Origin of the sequence: Pseudomonas sp. G11-1 (genome assembly GCF_024031555.1) — a bacterium.
Lineage (GTDB): Bacteria > Pseudomonadota > Gammaproteobacteria > Pseudomonadales > Pseudomonadaceae > Halopseudomonas > Halopseudomonas bauzanensis.
This window is the reverse complement of the sequence record NZ_QEYQ01000002.1, coordinates 862,968-881,757: the sequence shown is the minus strand read 5'-3', so window position 1 is coordinate 881,757 and position 18,790 is coordinate 862,968. Positions and strand designations below refer to the sequence as shown.

The window sequence follows — 18,790 nt, the reverse complement described above, 5'->3', positions numbered from 1 at the left end:
ATTTCATGAAACGTTACCTATTGCCTGCGCTATTGCTGATACTCCTGGCGCCGGGAGTTTATGCCGATGCCTTCCAGATCTCCGACATACGCGTCAATGGATTGCAACGTGTTTCCGCTGGCAGTGTGTTCAGTGCCTTGCCTCTCAACATCGGCGACGATGTGGATGATCAGTCGCTGGTCGATGCTACCCGTTCCCTGTTTCGTACCGGCTTCTTCCAGGATATCCAGCTGGGTCGAGAAGGTGATGTGCTGGTCATCAATGTAGTTGAGCGGCCATCCATTGCTTCCATCGAACTGGAAGGTAACAAGGCGATCAAGTCCGAGGACCTGCTCGACGGCCTGCGCATGGCCGGGCTGGCTGAGGGGGAGATCTTCCAGCAGGCGACGCTGGAAGGCGTACGCAACGAATTGCTGCGCCAGTATGTAGCTCAGGGCCGTTATTCCGCCGATATCGATGCCCAGGTGATTGCCGAGCCGCGCAACCGAGTGGCGCTGAAAATCGTCGTGGATGAAGGCTCGGTCGCCTCCATCAAGCACGTCAATGTGGTCGGCAACTCGGTGTTTTCCGACGAAGAGCTGATTCCGCTGTTCGAACTCAAGACCACCGGCTGGCTGTCCTTCATCCGTAACGATGACAAGTATTCCCGTGAAAAACTGTCCGGCGACCTGGAGCGGCTGCGCTCCTGGTACCTGGACCGCGGCTATATCAATATGGATATCACCTCCACCCAGGTATCCATCACCCCGGACAAGAAGCACGTTTATGTCACCGTCAACGTCAATGAAGGCGAGCTGTATACCGTCAATGACGTGAAGCTGTCGGGCGACCTGGTGGTGTCCGAGGCGGACGTTCGCCGCTTGCTGCTGGTCGAGCCGGGCCAGGTGTTCTCGCGCCAGGTAATGACAGCGACCTCGGACCTGATCGGTCGCCGCCTGGGTAACGAGGGTTACACCTTCGCCAACGTCAACGGTATTCCCCAGGTCAACGAGGAAGATCGCACCGTCGATGTAACCTTCGTTGTCGATCCTGGCCAGCGTGCCTATGTCAACCGCATCAACTTCCGTGGCAACACCAAGACCGATGACGAAGTGCTGCGTCGCGAGATGCGCCAGATGGAAGGTGGTTGGGCATCAACCTACCTGATCGACCAATCCAAGGTGCGTCTCGAGCGCCTGGGCTTCTTCAAGGAAGTGAACGTTGAAACCGTGCCGGTTCCCGGCGCTGACGACCTGATTGACGTCAACTACACCGTGGAAGAGCAGCCCTCCGGCTCGGTGACCGCCAGCCTCGGTTTTGCCCAGGGCACCGGCCTGATTCTCGGTGGCTCGATCAGCCAGAACAACTTCTTCGGTACCGGTAACCGCGTCAGCTTCAGCGCCAACCGCTCGGCCTACCAGACCGCGCTGTCGTTCGGTTTCCTCAACCCCTATTTCACCGCCGATGGTGTCAGCCTGGGCTACAACGCCTTCTACCGCACCACCGATTACGATGAGCTGGATGTGGATATCTCCAGCTACTCGGTCGACTCCTATGGTGCCGGCTTCAATATCGGTTATCCGATCAGCGATACTTCGCGTCTGTCCTTCGGTCTGTCATTGCAAGAAGACAAGATCAAGGAAGGGGTCTACACCGTGCAGGAGATCGGTGAGTTCCTCGATGCCGAAGGCGACAACTTCTTCAGCGTCAAGGCCAATATCGGCTGGTCGCAATCCACGCTCAACCGGGGTGTGTTCCCGGATCGCGGTTACTCGCAGAGTCTGGGGCTGGAAACCACCATGCCGGGCAGCGACCTGTATTTCTACAAGATCGGCTACCGCGGCCAGCGGTTCTTCCCGATCACCCAGGATTGGACCCTGCGTCTGCATACTGACAGCGGTTTCGCCCGGCGTTTCGGTTCGACCAAGCAGGTACCGTTCTACGAGCACTACTTTGCCGGCGGTATCGGCTCGGTGCGCGGGTTCGAAGACAGTACCCTGGGTCCCAAGAGCACCCCCCACCCGGATGACCCGGATCGCGACGAGTTACCCTTCGGTGGTAACGTCAAGATCACCGGTGGTGCCGAGCTGATTTTCCCCGCGCCCTTCGTCCAGGACCAACGCTCGCTGCGCACAGTGCTGTTCCTTGATGCCGGTAACGTCTTCAACACCTATTGCAGCAGTTGCCCTGATGTGGCCGCTAGCGAAATCCGTTACAGTGTCGGCGTTGGCTTGTCGTGGTTGACTGCCCTGGGTCCGCTGGGCTTCAGCCTTGGTGTGCCGCTGAACGACGAGTCTGACGATGATCGGCAGGTCTTCCAGTTCACCCTGGGTCAGACGTTCTGAAACCGGGTACCCCATTTTTCATCAGGAGTGTCACAGAGTGCGCAAGTTTATTTCCGTAGCAATATTGTCCGTGTTTGCGCTGGCCAGTTTCCCGGCTGCCGCGCAGATGAAAATCGCTGTGCTGGACTATCAGATGGCCTTGCTTGAGTCGGACGCAGCCAAGCGCTATTCCGTGGACGCAGAAAAGAAGTTCGGTAGCCAGTTGCAGCGTCTGAAGAACCTCGAATCTGAAGCCAAGCGTCTGCAGGATCGCATGCAGCGTGACGGTGAGAAGCTGGGGCAGACCGAGGTGGAGAAAATCGAACTGGAGTTTCGCCAGAAGGCCCGTGAGTTCCAGGTCCAGTCCAAGGAGCTGAACGATGCCAAGGCCCAGTCCGACCGCGAGATGCTGGAGCAGCTCAAGCCGAAGCTGGACAAGGCAGTGGAAAGTGTCCTGCAGGCCGGTGCCTATGATCTGGTCATTGATCGCAGCGCAGTAGTGGACGTGAAACCGGAATTCGATATTACCCGTCAGGTCATCGAGCGCCTGAATAGCGCGCGCTGATCGGGATGGCGGATTCAATCAGTTTCACCCTGGCGCAGCTGGCTGACGGCCTGGGTGCGCGACTGGTCGGTGATGGCAGCAAGGTAGTCATAGGTCTGTCTACCTTGCAGGACGCCAGCGCGGACCAGCTGAGCTTCCTTGCCAATCGTCAATACCGCAAGTTGCTGGCCACCACCCAGGCTGGTGCCCTGTTGTTGACCGAGGCGGATGCCGCTGACTTTGCCGGTAACGCCTTGATTGTCGACGATCCCTACCTGGCCTATGCTCGGTTATCGCATCGCTTCGACCCCAAGCCGCGTCCGCAGCCGGGGGTTCACCCGACGGCGGTGATCGCGGAGTCGGCCCAGATCGATGGCACGGCCTCCATCGGCGCCGGTGCGGTGATCGAGGCGGATGCGGTCATCGGTGCCAACGTCACTCTGGGCGCACAATGCTTCGTCGGCGCGCGCAGCCGGGTCGGTGCCGACAGCTGGCTGGCACCGCGCGTCACCCTGTACCACGACGTGCGTATGGGTGAGCGGGTGGTCATTCAGTCCGGTGCAGTGATCGGTGGCGAAGGCTTCGGCTTTGCCAATGACCGCGGCAGTTGGCAGAAGATCGCCCAGATCGGCGGTGTGCTGATCGGTGATGACGTGGAGATCGGTGCCAATACCACCATCGATCGCGGCGCTATCAGCGATACCGTCATCGGCAACGGCGTCAAGCTGGATAACCAGATCCAGATCGCCCATAACGTCCAGATCGGTGAACACACGGCCATGGCGGCCTGCGTCGGTATTTCCGGCAGCACCCGCATCGGTCGCCATTGCACCATCGCCGGCGGTGTGGGCATGGTTGGCCATATCGAGATTTGCGACAACGTATTTGTCAGCGGCATGACCATGGTCACGCGCTCCATTACCGAACCGGGAGCCTATTCCTCCGGTACCGCAATGCAGCCTGCCGCTGAATGGAAGAAAAGTGCCGCACGCTTCCGCCAGCTCGATGGGCTGGCCAAGCGTGTGCAACAACTGGAGAAGCAGTTGCCCGCGGTGACTCAGGCGACGCAGGGCTCATCTGAGTCCTGAGCTGTGCGTATTGCGCATCCAACCCTTCACTGCAAGGCCTCAAGACATAATGGATATCAACGAAATTAAAGAATACCTGCCCCACCGCTATCCTTTCCTGCTGGTGGATCGGGTAGTCGAGCTGGACCTCGAGGGCAAGCGTATTCGCGCCTACAAGAATGTGTCGGTCAACGAACCTTTCTTCAATGGTCACTTTCCGGGTCACCCGATCATGCCGGGCGTGCTGATCATCGAGGCCATGGCCCAGGCAGCCGGTCTGCTGGGGTTCAAGATGATGAACACCAAGGCCGAAGATGGCACCCTGTATTATTTCGTCGGCTCCGACAAGCTGCGTTTCCGTCAGCCCGTAGTACCCGGCGATCAGCTGCAGCTGGAAGCAGCCTACCTGAGTAACAAGCGCGGAATCTGGAAGTTCGCCTGCCGTGCTCTGGTGGATGGCAAGGAAGCCTGTTCCGGTGAAATCATCTGTGCGGAACACAAGGTATGAGTCGAATTCACCCTCAGGCGATCGTTGATCCAGCCGCACGGCTGGCTGATGACGTCGAGGTCGGCCCCTGGACCCTTATCGGGCCGGATGTCGAGATTGGTGCGGGAACGGTCATTGGGCCTCACGTGGTGGTCCGCGGGCCGACGACCATCGGCCAGGGCAACCGGATTTTCCAGTTCGCCTCCGTCGGCGAGGATTGCCAGGACAAGAAGTACCATGGTGAGCCGACCCGGCTGGTCATCGGCGACAACAATGTCATTCGCGAAGGCTGCACCCTGCATCGGGGCACCGTGCAGGACCGTGGCGTGACCACCATCGGCAGCAACAACCTGCTGATGGCCTATGTGCATATCGCCCATGATTGCATCGTCGGTGACAACATCATCATGGCCAACAACGCGACCATCGCCGGCCATGTGCATGTGGGGGATGGCGTCATTCTCGGCGGCTACACCACTGTTCATCAGTTCTGCCACATCGGCGCCTGGTCCATGAGTGCGGCCAACAGCGCGGTGTTCAAGGACATCCCGGCTTTCGTCATGGTTGGCGGCAACCCGGCCAGTGCTCATGGCATGAATTTCGAGGGCATGCGCCGTCGGGGTTACAGTCAGGAGCTGATCGCCGCGCTGCGCCGGGCCTACAAGGTGGTCTACCGCCAGGGCAAGACGCTGCAGGAGGCGTTGCAGTTGCTTGATGACGAGGCCAGCCAATATCCCGAAGTGGCCCTGTATCGTGATTCGATTCTGGCTTCGACCCGCGGCATCACGCGCTGAGCCATGAATACCTCTGCGGTGCCATCCTCACGCCCCCTGTGTATCGCCCTGGTTGCCGGTGAAGCATCCGGCGATACCCTGGGCGCAGGGTTGATCCGGGCGCTGAAGGAAATACATCCAGACGCCGAATTCATCGGTATCGGCGGGCCGCGCATGCAGGCCGAAGGGCTGATTACCCAGGTGCCGATGGAGCGGCTGGCGGTGATGGGGCTGGTCGAAGTGCTGGGACGTTTGCGCGAGCTGCTGCGCATACGCCGTGAGCTGGTGAGCTTTCTCCAGCAACGCCGCCCCGATGTCTTCATTGGTATCGATGCGCCGGATTTTACCCTCGGTGTCGAGCGGCGGCTGCGTGAAGTGGGCATCCCGACCGTGCATTATGTCAGCCCCTCGGTCTGGGCCTGGCGGAAGAAGCGCGTGCTGGGCATCCGTCAGTCCACCGACCTGATGCTGACGTTGTTTCCATTTGAAGAACAAGTCTATCGCGAGCATGACGTGGCGGTACGCTGCGTCGGGCATACGCTGGCTGACCGCATTCCGCTCCAGCCGGACCGCAGCGGTGCCCGACAGACGCTGGGCCTGAGCGAGAGCGCAACCGTTGTGGCGCTGCTGCCCGGTAGCCGCAACGGTGAGCTGCGCAAGCTTGGCCTGCTGTTCCTGCAGACTGCGCACTGGTGTCTGCAGCGCAACCCCGATCTGCAGTTCGTCCTGCCTTGCGCCAATCCCGAGCGGCGCCAGCAGATGGAAGCGATACTGGCCGAGAGCGACCTGCAACTGCCGCTGACGCTGCTCGACGGTCAGGCCCATGAAGCCCTGGCCGCTTGCGATGCCGTGCTGATTGCCTCGGGTACGGCGACCTTGGAGGCGATGCTGTTCAAACGGCCCATGGTGGTCGCCTACCGCATGGCGCCGCTGACCTTCAGGATCCTCAAGCGTCTGGTCAAGGTTGGCCATGTGGCGCTGCCGAACCTGCTGGCCGGACGCGAAGTCGCTCCCGAGTTTCTACAGGACGATGCTACGCCCGAGGCTATGGGCCAGGCATTGCTGGCGCGTCTGGGACCCACGCCCGAGCGGGAGCAGACCGAGGCAGTCTTCCTGGAGCTGCACCAGATGTTGCGCCGCGACGCCGATCACACTGCAGCGGCGGCGATCCTCGAACTGCTGCAACGCAAGGGCCGGCTAGCATGACCCAGATGCTCATGGACTGGACTCTGCCCGAGGGTGATGAGCTGATCGCCGGCGTTGATGAAGTAGGCCGTGGTCCGCTCTGTGGCGCAGTGGTGACCGCCGCGGTGATCCTTGATCCGCTGCGGCCCATTGAGGGATTGAACGATTCGAAGAAACTGAACGAGGCGCGCCGCGAAGAGCTGTTTCCATTGATCCAGGAGCGCGCGCTGGCATGGTTTATCGCCCGTGCCGAGGTCGAGGAAATCGATCAGTTGAACATCCTGCACGCTACCATGCTGGCGATGCGGCGCGCGGTGCTGGGTTTGTCCATTCGCCCGGACCGGGTGCTGGTGGACGGCAATCGGTGCCCGGTATTGCCGATGCCGAGCGAGCCGGTGATCCAGGGCGACGGCCGGGTGCCAGCCATCGCTGCTGCGTCGATTCTGGCCAAGGTCGCCCGTGATCGAGAGATGCAAGAGCTGGAGCTGCTCTATCCCGGCTACGGTATAGGCAAGCACAAGGGTTATCCAACGCCCGAACACCTGTCTTCTATCAAAGTGCTCGGCGCGACGCCGATTCATCGCCGCTCCTTCGCGCCGGTGCGTGAGGCGTTGGCGGCAGGGCCGGTTACGACGGTGATGGAAGAAGTAACGACTGGCGGCTCGGGAGTGGTGGTGATTCCCTGATTTTTTGTAGGAGCGGTCTTGGCCGCGAAGCTTTTCTGCCAGACTGGCCCCCAGCTCCCCCCACCGTTACAATCACCCGGCTAATTCCCCAGCCTCCGAATCAGGACAGACATGAGCGTTTCCTTCATCCATTTGCGTGTCCACAGCGAGTATTCATTGGTCGATGGCCTGGTCAGGATCAAGCCGTTGATCAAGGCGGTGGGCGGGGCAGGGATGCCGGCGGTCGCAGTGACCGATCAGAACAACATGTGCAGCCTGGTCAAGTTCTACAAGACCGCCATGGGTGCTGGTATCAAGCCGATTTCCGGGGTGGACATCTGGCTGACCGGCGAGGAAGACGAGAACCACCTCAGCCGCATGACCCTGCTGGCCATGGATCGTCAGGGCTACCGCAATCTCACCGAGCTGATATCTCGCGGCTACACGCATGGCCAGCGTAATGGTCTGGTCACTATCCGCCGCGAATGGGTAGCCGAGGCCAGCGAAGGCGTGATTGCCCTGTCCGGCGCGAAGGAGGGGGAAATCGGCCAGACCCTGCTATCCAGTGATCCGGCCCATGCCGACAGCCTGCTGCGGTACTGGATGGAAGTCTTCCCCGGCCGTTTCTATATTGAACTGCAGCGCACCAAACGGCCCAATGATGAAGAGCATCTGCACGCCGCGGTCGCCCTGGCGGCGCGGCATGATTGTCCGGTGGTGGCCACCAACGATGTGCGTTTCATCTACCGGGAGGATTACGAAGCCCACGAAACCCGCGTCTGCATTGGCGAAGGCCGGGCGCTGGATGATCCGCGCCGGGTTCGCCAGTACAGCGAAGAGCAGTATCTGAAGTCACCCGAGGAAATGGCCGAGCTGTTCTCGGACATTCCCGAAGCGCTGGCCAACAGCGTGGAAATCGCCAGGCGCTGCAATATCGACGTGCAACTGGGTACCTACTATCTGCCGGACTTCCCGGTGCCCGACGGCCTGACCATGGACGACTATTTTCGCCAGGTCTCGCTGGAAGGGCTGGAAGAGCGCTTCAAGAAAGTATTGCCGCCCGAGTCGGAAAACTACGAAGCACGCCGCCAGGTCTACCTCGATCGCTTGAAGTTCGAGCTGGATATCATCATCGAGATGGGCTTTCCCGGTTACTTCCTGGTGGTCATGGACTTCATCAAGTGGGCCAAGAACAACGGCGTGCCGGTTGGCCCCGGCCGGGGTTCCGGAGCAGGTTCGCTGGTCGCCTATGCGTTGTTGATCACTGATCTGGATCCGCTGGAATACGACCTGCTGTTCGAGCGCTTTCTAAACCCGGAACGGGTTTCCATGCCTGACTTCGATATCGACTTCTGCATGGAGGGCCGCGACCGGGTGATCGAGTATGTGGCCGACACCTACGGCCGCGATGCGGTATCGCAGATCATCACCTTCGGGACCATGGCGGCCAAGGCGGTGGTACGTGATGTGGCGCGGGTGCAAGGCAAGTCCTACGGTCTGGCCGACAAGCTATCGAAGATGATCCCCTTCGAGGTCGGCATGACGTTGGCCAAGGCCCATGAGCAGGAAGAAATCCTGCGCGATTTCCTGCAGGTTGATGAGGAAGCCCAGGAAATCTGGGACATGGCGCTGAAGCTGGAGGGCATCACCCGTAACGTCGGCAAGCACGCCGGGGGCGTGGTAATTGCACCGACCAAGCTGACTGACTTTGCGCCGCTGTATTGCGACGAGGCCGGTGAGGGCCTGGTAACCCAGTTCGACAAGGACGATGTCGAGGCTGCCGGTCTGGTGAAGTTCGACTTCCTGGGCCTGCGTACCCTGACCATCATCGATTGGGCAATGGAGACCATCAACCGTGAACAGGCGCGCAAAGGCCTGGAGCCGGTAGACATCGACCGCATCCCGCTGGATGATCCGCCCACCTACGCGATGCTGCAGAAGGCCGAGACCACCGCGGTATTCCAGCTGGAATCGCGCGGGATGAAGGAGCTGATCAAGAAGCTCAAGCCTGACTGCCTGGAAGACATGATCGCCCTGGTGGCCCTGTTCCGCCCCGGCCCGCTGCAATCGGGCATGGTCGATGATTTCATCAACCGTAAACACGGCCGCGAACAGATTTCCTACCCGCACCCGAATTATCAGTATCCCGGTCTGGAACCGGTGCTCAAGCCGACTTATGGCATCATCCTGTATCAGGAACAGGTGATGCAGATTGCCCAGGTGATGGCTGGTTACACCCTTGGCGGTGCGGACATGCTGCGCCGGGCCATGGGTAAGAAGAAGCCCGAGGAAATGGCCAAACAGCGGGCGATCTTCCTCGAAGGCTGCCAGAACAACGGTATTCACGCCGACCTGGCGGGCAATATCTTCGACCTGGTGGAAAAGTTCGCCGGTTACGGTTTCAACAAGTCGCACTCGGCGGCGTACGGTCTTGTCTCTTACCAGACCGCCTGGCTCAAGGCCCACTATCCGGCTCCGTTCATGGCCGCGGTGCTCTCGGCGGATATGCACAACACCGACAAGGTGGTGACGCTGATCGAGGAGTGCCGCAGCATGAAGCTGCGGATGAAGGCGCCGGATGTGAACCTCTCTGAATACAAGTTCACTGTGGATGACAGCGGCAGCGTGGTCTACGGTCTCGGCGCCATCAAGGGCGTGGGGGAGGGGCCGGTGGAAACGATCGTCAACACCCGCCTGGAAGGTGGTCCCTTCGCCGACCTGTTCGACTTCTGCGCCAGGGTCGACCTCAAGCGAATCAACAAGCGGGTCATGGAAGCGCTGATCCGCTCCGGCGCGCTGGATTCGCTGGGCCCCTTCTTCGATACCGAACAGCAGGCCTATCTGCAACAGGTCGACCGCAATCGCGCCGCCCTGGCAGCTGCCATGGAAGAGGCGATCGCCGCCGCCGAACAGACCCACCGCAGCGCCGACAGTGGTCACGACGACCTGTTTGGCGACCTGCTCGGGCCGTCCACCGAGCGGGATGTGTATGAAGCCTATCGTCAGGCGCGGGAGTGGACCTTCAAGGAGCGCCTGCGCGGTGAGAAGGATACCCTGGGGTTGTACCTGACCGGCCACCCCATCGATGAATACGAAAAGGAGGTTCGCCGTTTCGCCCGGCAGCGGATCATCGACCTCAAGCCCTCGCGCGAGTCGCAGACCATCGCCGGTCTGGTGTTCGATCTGCGGGTAATGAAAAGCAAACGTGGTGACAAGGTCGGCTTCGTGACGCTGGATGACCGCTCGGCCCGGGTCGAGGTCTCGCTGTTTGCCGAGGCTTATCAGGCGGCGCAATCGCTGTTGCAGAAAGATGCGCTGCTGGTGGTGGAAGGCGAGGTGGCGGTGGATGATTTCTCCGGTGGCATGCGTGTGCGCGCCAAGCGGGTCATGAGCCTGGAAGAGGCGCGCACCTCGCTGCTGGACAGTGTGCGCATCAATCTCGATACGCGCCGGCACGGTCCGGACTGTCTCAACCGGCTGGCCGGCGTGTTGCAGAAGTATAAGGGCGAATGTGCAGTCACCATCGAAGTGCAGCGCCCTGATGCGCTGGCCATGCTGCGCCTGGGCGAAGCATGGCGGGTGGAGCCGGCTGATGACCTGGTGCAGACGCTACGTGACCAGTTGGGTAAAGGCAGCGTCTCCCTGCACTATAGATAAACCGAATTCAGACATTCTCACGGGACCGGGCTGCTCGACGCAGCCGAGGCAATCCCGTAAGGTAACGCAAAAAACAGGATGCCCCGACGCGGGGCCACGCGGATAATCGACGCTTATGATCAAGAGCCAGAAATACCTCGAATTTGAACAGCCGATTGCCGACTTGCAGGCCAAGATCGAAGAGCTGCGTCTGGTGGGCAGCGACAATTCGCTGAATATCACCGAAGAAATCACCCGTCTGCAGGACAAGAGCCGTTCGCTCACCGAGAGCATTTTCTCCAACCTGTCGAGCTGGCAGGTGGCTCAGATGTCCCGGCATCCGCAGCGCCCTTATACGTTGGACTACATCCGCCACATCTTTACCGATTTCGAAGAGCTGCATGGCGATCGTCACTTTGCCGATGATGCCGCCATCGTGGGTGGTATTGCCCGCCTGGACGGCCGGCCGGTGATGATTATCGGCCATCAGAAGGGCCGTGACGTGAAGGAAAAGGTCCGTCGCAACTTCGGCATGCCCAAGCCCGAAGGCTATCGCAAGGCCTGCCGCCTGATGCAGATGGCCGAGCGCTTCAATATGCCGATCCTAACATTCATCGACACCCCCGGCGCTTATCCCGGCATTGATGCCGAAGAGCGTGGCCAGAGTGAGGCCATCGCCTGGAACCTGCAGGTCATGTCGCGTCTGAAGACACCGATCATCTCTACCGTTATCGGTGAGGGCGGCTCCGGTGGCGCGCTGGCTATCGGTGTCTGCGACCGGCTGATGATGCTGCAGTATTCCATCTACTCGGTGATCTCGCCCGAAGGCTGCGCCTCGATTCTGTGGAAGAAGGCCGAGAAGGCGTCCGACGCTGCTGAGGCCATGGGGGTTACCGCCAGCCGCCTGCAGGAACTGGGTCTGGTCGATAATCTGATCCCCGAACCGCTGGGTGGCGCTCATCGCGAGCCGGAAACCATGGCGGCGCGGATCAAGCAGCAACTGCTTGCCGAGCTGGCGAAGCTGGACGAGCAGTCTGCCGAAGAACTGCTGGACAGTCGCTACGAGCGCCTGATGGCTTTCGGTATCAAGTAACATGTTCACTCTGCAGGGGCTGCTGCAACAGCTGGCGCCCTGTAGGGACGCCCCGGCCTGCTGGTTGGGGTTGTCCGGTGGGCTGGATTCCATGGTGCTGCTGGACGCCCTGGTGCAACTGCGCCGCGACCATCCGCTGCCCCCTCTCAAAGCCATTCATGTACATCACGGCCTGCACACCGATGCGGACCGCTGGACTGAGCATTGCGCACGCGAATGTGCTGCCCGGGATATTCCCCTGCATATCGAGCGGGTGCAGCTGCCAGGCGGCGGTAGCATCGAGGAACTGGCGCGGGATGCCCGCTATGGCGTGTTCGAGCGGTTGCTGGAGACCGGAGACTGGCTGCTGTTGGCCCATCACGCCGATGACCAGCTGGAAACCCTGTTGTTTCGCCTGCTGCGCGGCACCGGTCTGCGCGGGCTGGCAGGTATGCCGAGCAGCCGCGTATTGGGCGCAGGTCAGCTGTTGCGGCCGCTGCTGCCTTGGTCGCGCCAACAGCTCGCTGGCTGGGCCCGCTGTCAACAATTGAAATGGATCGATGATCCGGCCAACGCCGATCCGCGTTACGCCCGCACCGCCCTGCGCCACGAACTGCTGCCACAGTTACGCCAGCGCTGGCCGAGCATGCCGCAGAACCTGCTGCGGCTGGCCGAGCATGCGGCCGAAGCTAACGAACTGCTGGATGAGCGGGCCGCTGAAGACCTATCGCTGGCGGCGGGTGGAGTGATCGATGACTGGCTGTGTTGCTGGCCCAGTCTGGACATGACGATCCTCGCCACCTTGACTGCGGCACGGCAAAAGAACCTGCTGCGTTATTGGTTGCACAGCCATGCCATCAGGCTGCCGGACCAGCGCCATCTGCACAGCTTGATGAGTCAGCTCGGCGCTGCGCCGGACGGTCAGCCGGTCGTGCAAGTGGACGGCGCGCAGCTACACCGTTCGTCGGGACGCCTGTGGTTGTTGCCGGCTGGAGGGGTACCCGCCGGGGTCGAGCAGCCGCTGGCGCAATTGATCGACACCCGGCTGACGGCAGGCAATGGCCGCCTGTATCTGCGGCCCGGTGCTGGCATCGCGATCCGGGAGGGTGTCTGGCGCATCGGCTATCGATGTGGTGGTGAGCAAATCAAGCTGCCCGGTCGGCCGCGTCAGAGTCTCAAGGATCTGTTCCAGCAGGCTGGCATTCCAGTCTGGCTGCGGCCGGCAATCCCCTTGCTATACTGCGACAACCAACTGATTTCGGTGGCTGGCCGCTGGACGGCCGAAGGGGCAGCAGCAGGCTCCAGTGAGGCCGGATTCAGTGTGTGCTGGGAGCCGGTTTTAGATTGAGCAAGGTGGGGCTGTCTGGTATCCTGACTTCCCATCTTGACGAGACTTTGGTCTCCCTTCGATTCCTTGCGACTGCGGTCGCCTAACTTCAATCTACGGGTTTTTCATGACGCGCTACATCTTCGTCACGGGTGGTGTTGTATCTTCTTTGGGCAAGGGCATCGCCTCGGCATCCCTGGCGGCGATTCTCGAAGCACGTGGCCTCAAGGTCACCATGCTCAAGCTGGATCCCTACATCAACGTGGATCCGGGTACCATGAGCCCGTTCCAGCACGGCGAAGTCTTCGTCACCCATGATGGGGCCGAGACCGATCTGGACCTGGGGCACTACGAGCGCTTCATTCGTACCCGCATGACCCAGAACAATAATTTCACCACTGGTCGCGTCTATGAAGACGTGCTGCGCAAGGAGCGCCGTGGTGATTATCTGGGTGCCACCATCCAGGTGATTCCGCATATCACCGATGAAATCAAGACCCGCATCATCCGTGGCGCCGGCGATGCCGATGTGGCCATGGTCGAAGTGGGCGGCACCGTGGGTGACATCGAGTCGCAACCGTTCCTCGAAGCCATCCGCCAGCTGCGTCTGGAAGTGGGCGCCAAACGCGCCATGCTGATGCACCTGACACTCGTGCCCTATATCGCCACCGCCGGCGAAACCAAGACCAAGCCGACCCAGCATTCGGTCAAGGAACTGCGCTCCATTGGTCTGCAGCCCGACGTGCTGGTGTGCCGCTCCGATCATCCGATCGACCTGGCCTCCCGGCGCAAGATCGCCCTGTTCACCAACGTCGAGGAGCGTGCGGTCATCAGCCTGCCGGACGCCGACACCATCTACCGCATCCCCGGCATCCTGCATGCCCAGGGCCTGGATGATTATGTCGCCGAGCGTTTCGGGTTGGAATGCGGCAGTGCCGATCTGTCCGAGTGGGAGCGGGTGGTGGATGCCAAGCTGCATCCGGAGAAGGAAGTCACCATCGCCATGGTCGGTAAGTACATGGAGTTGCTGGATGCCTACAAATCGCTGATCGAAGCCCTGAGCCACGCTGGCATCCAGAGCCGCACCAAGGTCAATGTGCGTTATATCGACTCGGAAATCATCGAGGAGAATGGCACTGGCCAGCTGGAAGATGTGGATGCCATTCTGGTGCCGGGTGGCTTCGGCCTGCGCGGCGTCGAAGGCAAGATTGCCGCCGTGCGCTATGCCCGGGAAAACAAGATTCCCTATCTGGGTATCTGCCTGGGTATGCAGGTGGCAGTCATCGAGTTCGCCCGCAATATCCTGGGTTGGGATGATGCCAACTCCACCGAATTCGACAAGACTTCCAAGCATCCGGTAGTTGGTCTGATCACCGAATGGCAGACCGCCACCGGCGAAATGCAGACCCGTGACGAGTCTTCCGACCTGGGCGGTACCATGCGCCTGGGCGCGCAGGAATGCGCCCTGGAAGCCGGCAGCAAGGCCCGCGACTGCTACGGCCAGGATGTGATCGTCGAGCGTCACCGTCACCGCTACGAGGTCAACAACAACCTGTTGCCTGAATTGCAGAAGAGTGGCCTGAAAGTGTCCGGGCGGTCGATGGATGGTGCGCTGGTGGAAATGGTCGAGGTCGAGGATCACCCCTGGTTCGTCGCCTGTCAGTTCCACCCCGAGTTCACCTCCACGCCGCGTGATGGTCATCCGCTGTTCAGCGGCTTCGTCAATGCCGCGCTGAAGCAGCGTGCAGCCAAGAAAGCCTGAGGATCTACGCTATGGCGCAGAAGATAGTCCGCGTTGGCGACATCGATATAGCCAACGATAAGCCGTTCGTGCTGTTTGGCGGCATGAACGTGCTGGAGTCCCGTGATCTGGCCATGCGTATCTGCGAAGAATACGTCGAGGTTACCCGCAAGCTGGGTATCCCGTACGTGTTCAAGGCCAGCTTCGACAAGGCCAATCGCTCGTCGATCAACTCCTATCGTGGTCCGGGCATGGAAGCAGGTTTGAAGATCTTCGAAGAGATCAAACAGACCTTCAAGGTACCGATCATTACCGACGTGCACGAGCCGCATCAGGCGGCGCCGGTGGCCGAAGTATGTGACATCATCCAGCTGCCAGCCTTCCTGTCCCGGCAGACCGATCTGGTGGTGGCCATGGCCAAGACCGACGCGGTTATCAACATCAAGAAGGCGCAGTTTCTGGCGCCCCAGGAAATGCAGCACATCCTGACAAAATGCGAAGAGGCCGGTAACGATCAGCTGATTCTCTGCGAACGGGGCTCCAGCTTTGGTTACAACAACCTGGTAGTGGACATGCTCGGCTTCGGCATCATGAAGCAGTTCGAGTATCCGGTATTCTTCGATGTGACCCACGCGCTGCAGATGCCCGGCGGGCGCAGCGACTCGGCGGGCGGACGGCGCGCCCAGGTCACTGATCTGGCCAAGGCCGGCATGAGCCAGGGCCTGGCCGGTCTGTTTCTCGAAGCGCACCCGGACCCGGACAATGCCAAGTGCGACGGCCCTTGCGCCCTGCGGCTGGACAAGCTGGAACCCTTTCTCACCCAGCTCAAGGCGCTGGATGATCTGGTAAAGGGCTTCCCGCAACTTGAAACTGCCTGAGCGGCAGGCAAACCCCTTTAACTTCTTAAAGCATGTTTCAGATGGAGAAAGCAGCAATCATGGCGAAGATCATTGAAATCAAGGGTCGTGAAGTACTGGACTCGCGCGGTAACCCGACCGTTGAAGCGGATGTGATTCTGGAAGGCGGCATCCTCGGCAGTGCCTGCGCCCCCTCCGGTGCCTCCACCGGTTCCCGTGAAGCGCTGGAACTGCGCGATGGCGACAAGAGCCGCTACCTGGGCAAGGGCGTATTGAAAGCCGTTGCCAATATCAATGGTCCCATCCGTGAACTGCTGGTCGGCCGTGATGCGCTGGATCAGACCGGTCTGGATCGCGCCATGATTGAGCTGGATGGTACCGAGAACAAAGCCAAGCTGGGCGCCAACGCCGTTCTCGCGGTCTCCCTGGCCGCTGCCAAGGCCGCTGCCCAGGCCAAGGGCGTGCCGCTGTATGCACACATTGCCGATCTGAACGGCACACCCGGCCAGTACAGCATGCCGGTGCCGATGATGAATATCATCAACGGTGGTGAGCACGCCGACAATAACGTCGATATCCAGGAGTTCATGGTCCAGCCGGTAGGCGCCAAGACATTCGCTGATGCGCTGCGCATGGGCACCGAGATCTTCCATCATCTCAAGGCGGTACTGCAGGCGCGCGGTCTGAGCACCTCGGTAGGTGACGAGGGCGGTTTCGCACCGAACCTGGCGTCCAACGAAGATGCTCTGGGTGCCATTGCCGAAGCGGTTGCCAATGCCGGTTACAAGCTGGGTGAAGACGTAACCCTGGCCTTGGATTGCGCTGCCAGCGAGTTCTACAAGGATGGAAAGTATGACCTGGCCGGTGAAGGCAAGGCATTCGATGCTGCCGGTTTTGCTGACTACCTCGCGGGCCTGAGCCAACGTTATCCGATTATCTCCATCGAAGACGGCATGGACGAATCCGACTGGGCTGGCTGGAAAGTGCTGACCGACAAGATCGGGGCCAAGGTGCAACTGGTCGGTGACGATCTGTTCGTGACCAATACCAAGATCCTCAAGCGCGGTATTGACGAGAAAATCGGCAATTCCATCCTGATCAAGTTCAACCAGATCGGCTCGCTGACAGAAACCCTGGAAGCCATCCAGATGGCCAAGGCGGCTGGCTTCACTGCGGTGATTTCGCATCGCAGCGGTGAAACCGAAGATCACACCATCGCCGACCTGGCGGTGGGTACCGCTGCTGGTCAAATCAAGACCGGCTCGCTGTGCCGCTCCGACCGGGTGTCCAAGTACAACCAGCTGCTGCGTATCGAAGAGCAACTGGCTGGTCAGGCGCCTTACAAGGGCCGTGCCGAGTTTCGTGGCTGATAATCGGCTTCCGGGGAGACTGCCCGTTTGAAATGGCTCTGGGTGATATCACTGGCCTTGCTCGCCGCCCTACAGTATCGACTGTGGGTGGGCGAGGGTAGTCTGGCGCATGTCACCCAGCTCAAGCAGGACATCGCCAGTCAGCAGAGCGAGAATGAGAAGCTGCTGGAGCGCAATCGCGTGCTCACCGCAGAGGTCATCGAGCTTAAGCAGGGGCTGGAAACCATCGAAGAACGTGCCCGGCATGAGCTGGGCATGGTCAAGGAAGGCGAAACCCTGTTCCAGCTGAGCGGTAATGACTGACCACCCGCTGTCTTTCTGGGTGGTCATTCCTGCTGCCGGCGTCGGCTCGCGCATGCGCGCCGATCGTCCCAAGCAATATCTGCCCTTGAATGGGCGCTGTCTGATCGAACATACCCTCGACTGTTTTCTCGACCAGCCCGGATTATCCGGCCTGGTGGTTTGCCTGTCGCCAACTGATGAATGGTGGCCGGAACTGGCCTGCGCGCGTGATCCACGCATTACCCGGGCCGATGGTGGCCGTGAACGAGCCGACTCGGTGCTCAACGGACTGCAGGCGCTCACGGCGCTGGGCGCCGGGGAGCAGGACTGGGTGCTGGTGCATGACGCCGCCCGGCCCAATCTGGCTCAGTCCGATCTGCAGACGCTGCTGGCTGCGCTGCAGCATGATCCCGTCGGCGGGCTGCTGGCGGTGCCGGTGCGCGACACCTTGAAACAGGCCGGACCGGACGGTCGGGTCAGTTCTACTCCGGATCGTTCATTGTTCTGGCAGGCCTATACCCCGCAGATGTTCCGCCTCGGTGCGCTGCGCACAGCGTTAAGCGACGCGCTGGCGGCCGGCGTGGCGATCACCGATGAGGCCTCGGCCATGGAATGGGCCGGCCAGGCGCCGCGTCTGGTGGAAGGGCGGGCAGACAATATCAAGGTCACCCGGCCGGAAGATCTGGAGTTTCTCCGGCGGCGTTGAGTTGATGACCACCCCAGGCATCCATTCATCCACTGCAGATTGACCGCGGTTGGGGTACTCAATATGCTGTATGCCTATACAGTGTAACGGTATCCTCATGGTTGGTTATTCCTCTCCTATTCGGTTTGTGCAGGTTGACTCTGCTGCCTTGCTTTTGGAGCCGGGCCGATGAGCGCAGTGGTGTCGCTCGATGCCCTGTTGCGCCAGCAGCGGGTATGGAAAGGGCGGGGCGAGGCCACGCCAGCTGCGGCTCAGCCCACCGGTCACCCGCAGTTGGATGCGCTGCTGCCCGGCGGTGGTTGGCCGGAGGCGGCGCTCAGTGAGATTCTGCTGGCGGCGCCTGGCGCGGGAGAACTGCAGTTGTTGTGGCCGACCCTGGCGCGACTGACCCGGGCGGGGGAACGGATCGTGCTGGTGGCACCGCCTCATGTTCCCTATCCCCACGCCTGGCTCCAGGCTGGAGTCGACCTGCGCTGGATGACCTTGATCGATGCGCCCGAGCGGGAGTCACTGTGGGCGGCGGAGCAATGTCTGCGCTCGGGCAGCTGCGCGGCGGTGTTGTGCTGGCCGCAGCGCATCGATGATCGTGGGTTGCGCCGCTTGCAACTGGCGGCCGCGACCGGTCAGACCCTGGGGTTTGCCTGCCGTTCTCTGCGCGAGGCGGTCAATCCGTCGCCAGCCGCCCTGCGTCTGGCAGTGGATTGCCAGCCACGACAAGTGCGGGTGCTCAAATGCCGGGGCGCGCTGGTGCCGGGTCAGTCGGTTGCGCTCTGAC

At 60.9% G+C, this 18,790-nt stretch carries 16 protein-coding genes; all 16 read left to right on the top strand.

Going from position 1 to position 18,790, the window contains the following annotated elements; genetic code table 11:
• The first annotated feature begins 5 nt into the window (after positions 1–5).
• Complete coding sequence (gene bamA, locus DHB74_RS10105) at positions 6–2,324, top strand: outer membrane protein assembly factor BamA (RefSeq protein ID WP_136869155.1); 2,319 nt, start codon at positions 6–8, stop codon at positions 2,322–2,324.
• A 37-nt stretch (positions 2,325–2,361) separates the two neighbouring features.
• A complete protein-coding gene (locus tag DHB74_RS10100; protein WP_074780855.1) occupies positions 2,362–2,868 on the top strand; it encodes an OmpH/Skp family outer membrane protein in 507 nt (168 codons plus the stop codon).
• Between the two features lie 5 nt (positions 2,869–2,873).
• Complete coding sequence (gene lpxD, locus DHB74_RS10095; RefSeq protein WP_136869156.1) at positions 2,874–3,935, top strand: UDP-3-O-(3-hydroxymyristoyl)glucosamine N-acyltransferase; 1,062 nt, start codon at positions 2,874–2,876, stop codon at positions 3,933–3,935.
• Between the two features lie 46 nt (positions 3,936–3,981).
• On the top strand, positions 3,982–4,422 hold the full coding sequence (fabZ, locus tag DHB74_RS10090; protein WP_036991225.1) for a 3-hydroxyacyl-ACP dehydratase FabZ: 441 nt from the start codon (positions 3,982–3,984) through the stop codon (positions 4,420–4,422).
• Complete coding sequence (gene lpxA / locus DHB74_RS10085; protein WP_036990858.1) at positions 4,419–5,195, top strand: acyl-ACP--UDP-N-acetylglucosamine O-acyltransferase; 777 nt, start codon at positions 4,419–4,421, stop codon at positions 5,193–5,195. Before fabZ ends, lpxA begins: the two co-directional genes overlap by 4 nt.
• Before the next feature lie 3 nt (positions 5,196–5,198).
• On the top strand, positions 5,199–6,380 hold the full coding sequence (gene lpxB, locus DHB74_RS10080; RefSeq protein WP_136869157.1) for a lipid-A-disaccharide synthase: 1,182 nt from the start codon (positions 5,199–5,201) through the stop codon (positions 6,378–6,380).
• Positions 6,381–6,385: 5 nt separating this feature from the next.
• Positions 6,386–7,045, top strand: a complete 660-nt coding sequence (rnhB, locus tag DHB74_RS10075) for a ribonuclease HII (protein ID WP_499161392.1) — start codon at positions 6,386–6,388, stop codon at positions 7,043–7,045.
• Between the two features lie 111 nt (positions 7,046–7,156).
• Positions 7,157–10,681 carry a DNA polymerase III subunit alpha gene (dnaE, locus tag DHB74_RS10070; protein ID WP_499161361.1) on the top strand — a complete coding sequence of 1,175 codons (3,525 nt, stop codon included), beginning with the start codon at positions 7,157–7,159 and terminating at the stop codon, positions 10,679–10,681.
• A gap of 115 nt (positions 10,682–10,796) precedes the next feature.
• Complete coding sequence (gene accA / locus DHB74_RS10065; RefSeq protein ID WP_036990853.1) at positions 10,797–11,753, top strand: acetyl-CoA carboxylase carboxyl transferase subunit alpha; 957 nt, start codon at positions 10,797–10,799, stop codon at positions 11,751–11,753.
• A 1-nt stretch (position 11,754) separates the two neighbouring features.
• Positions 11,755–13,080 (top strand): tRNA lysidine(34) synthetase TilS, encoded by a 1,326-nt coding sequence (tilS, locus tag DHB74_RS10060; RefSeq protein WP_499161360.1) that lies wholly within the window; start codon positions 11,755–11,757, stop codon positions 13,078–13,080.
• 106 nt (positions 13,081–13,186) lie between these two features.
• Positions 13,187–14,821 (top strand): CTP synthase, encoded by a 1,635-nt coding sequence (pyrG, locus tag DHB74_RS10055; RefSeq protein ID WP_036990848.1) that lies wholly within the window; start codon positions 13,187–13,189, stop codon positions 14,819–14,821.
• Positions 14,822–14,832: 11 nt separating this feature from the next.
• On the top strand, positions 14,833–15,678 hold the full coding sequence (kdsA, locus tag DHB74_RS10050) for a 3-deoxy-8-phosphooctulonate synthase (protein WP_036990846.1): 846 nt from the start codon (positions 14,833–14,835) through the stop codon (positions 15,676–15,678).
• 59 nt (positions 15,679–15,737) lie between these two features.
• A complete protein-coding gene (eno, locus tag DHB74_RS10045; RefSeq protein ID WP_074781120.1) occupies positions 15,738–17,027 on the top strand; it encodes a phosphopyruvate hydratase in 1,290 nt (429 codons plus the stop codon).
• Between the two features lie 27 nt (positions 17,028–17,054).
• The gene (ftsB, locus tag DHB74_RS10040) at positions 17,055–17,330 is read left to right on the top strand and encodes a cell division protein FtsB (protein ID WP_036990845.1); all 276 of its coding nucleotides are present in this window, start codon (positions 17,055–17,057) and stop codon (positions 17,328–17,330) included.
• Complete coding sequence (ispD, locus tag DHB74_RS10035; protein WP_499161359.1) at positions 17,323–18,015, top strand: 2-C-methyl-D-erythritol 4-phosphate cytidylyltransferase; 693 nt, start codon at positions 17,323–17,325, stop codon at positions 18,013–18,015. Before ftsB ends, ispD begins: the two co-directional genes overlap by 8 nt.
• 168 nt (positions 18,016–18,183) lie before the next feature.
• Complete coding sequence (gene imuA, locus DHB74_RS10030) at positions 18,184–18,789, top strand: translesion DNA synthesis-associated protein ImuA (RefSeq protein WP_036990843.1); 606 nt, start codon at positions 18,184–18,186, stop codon at positions 18,787–18,789.
• Position 18,790 lies beyond the last annotated feature (1 nt).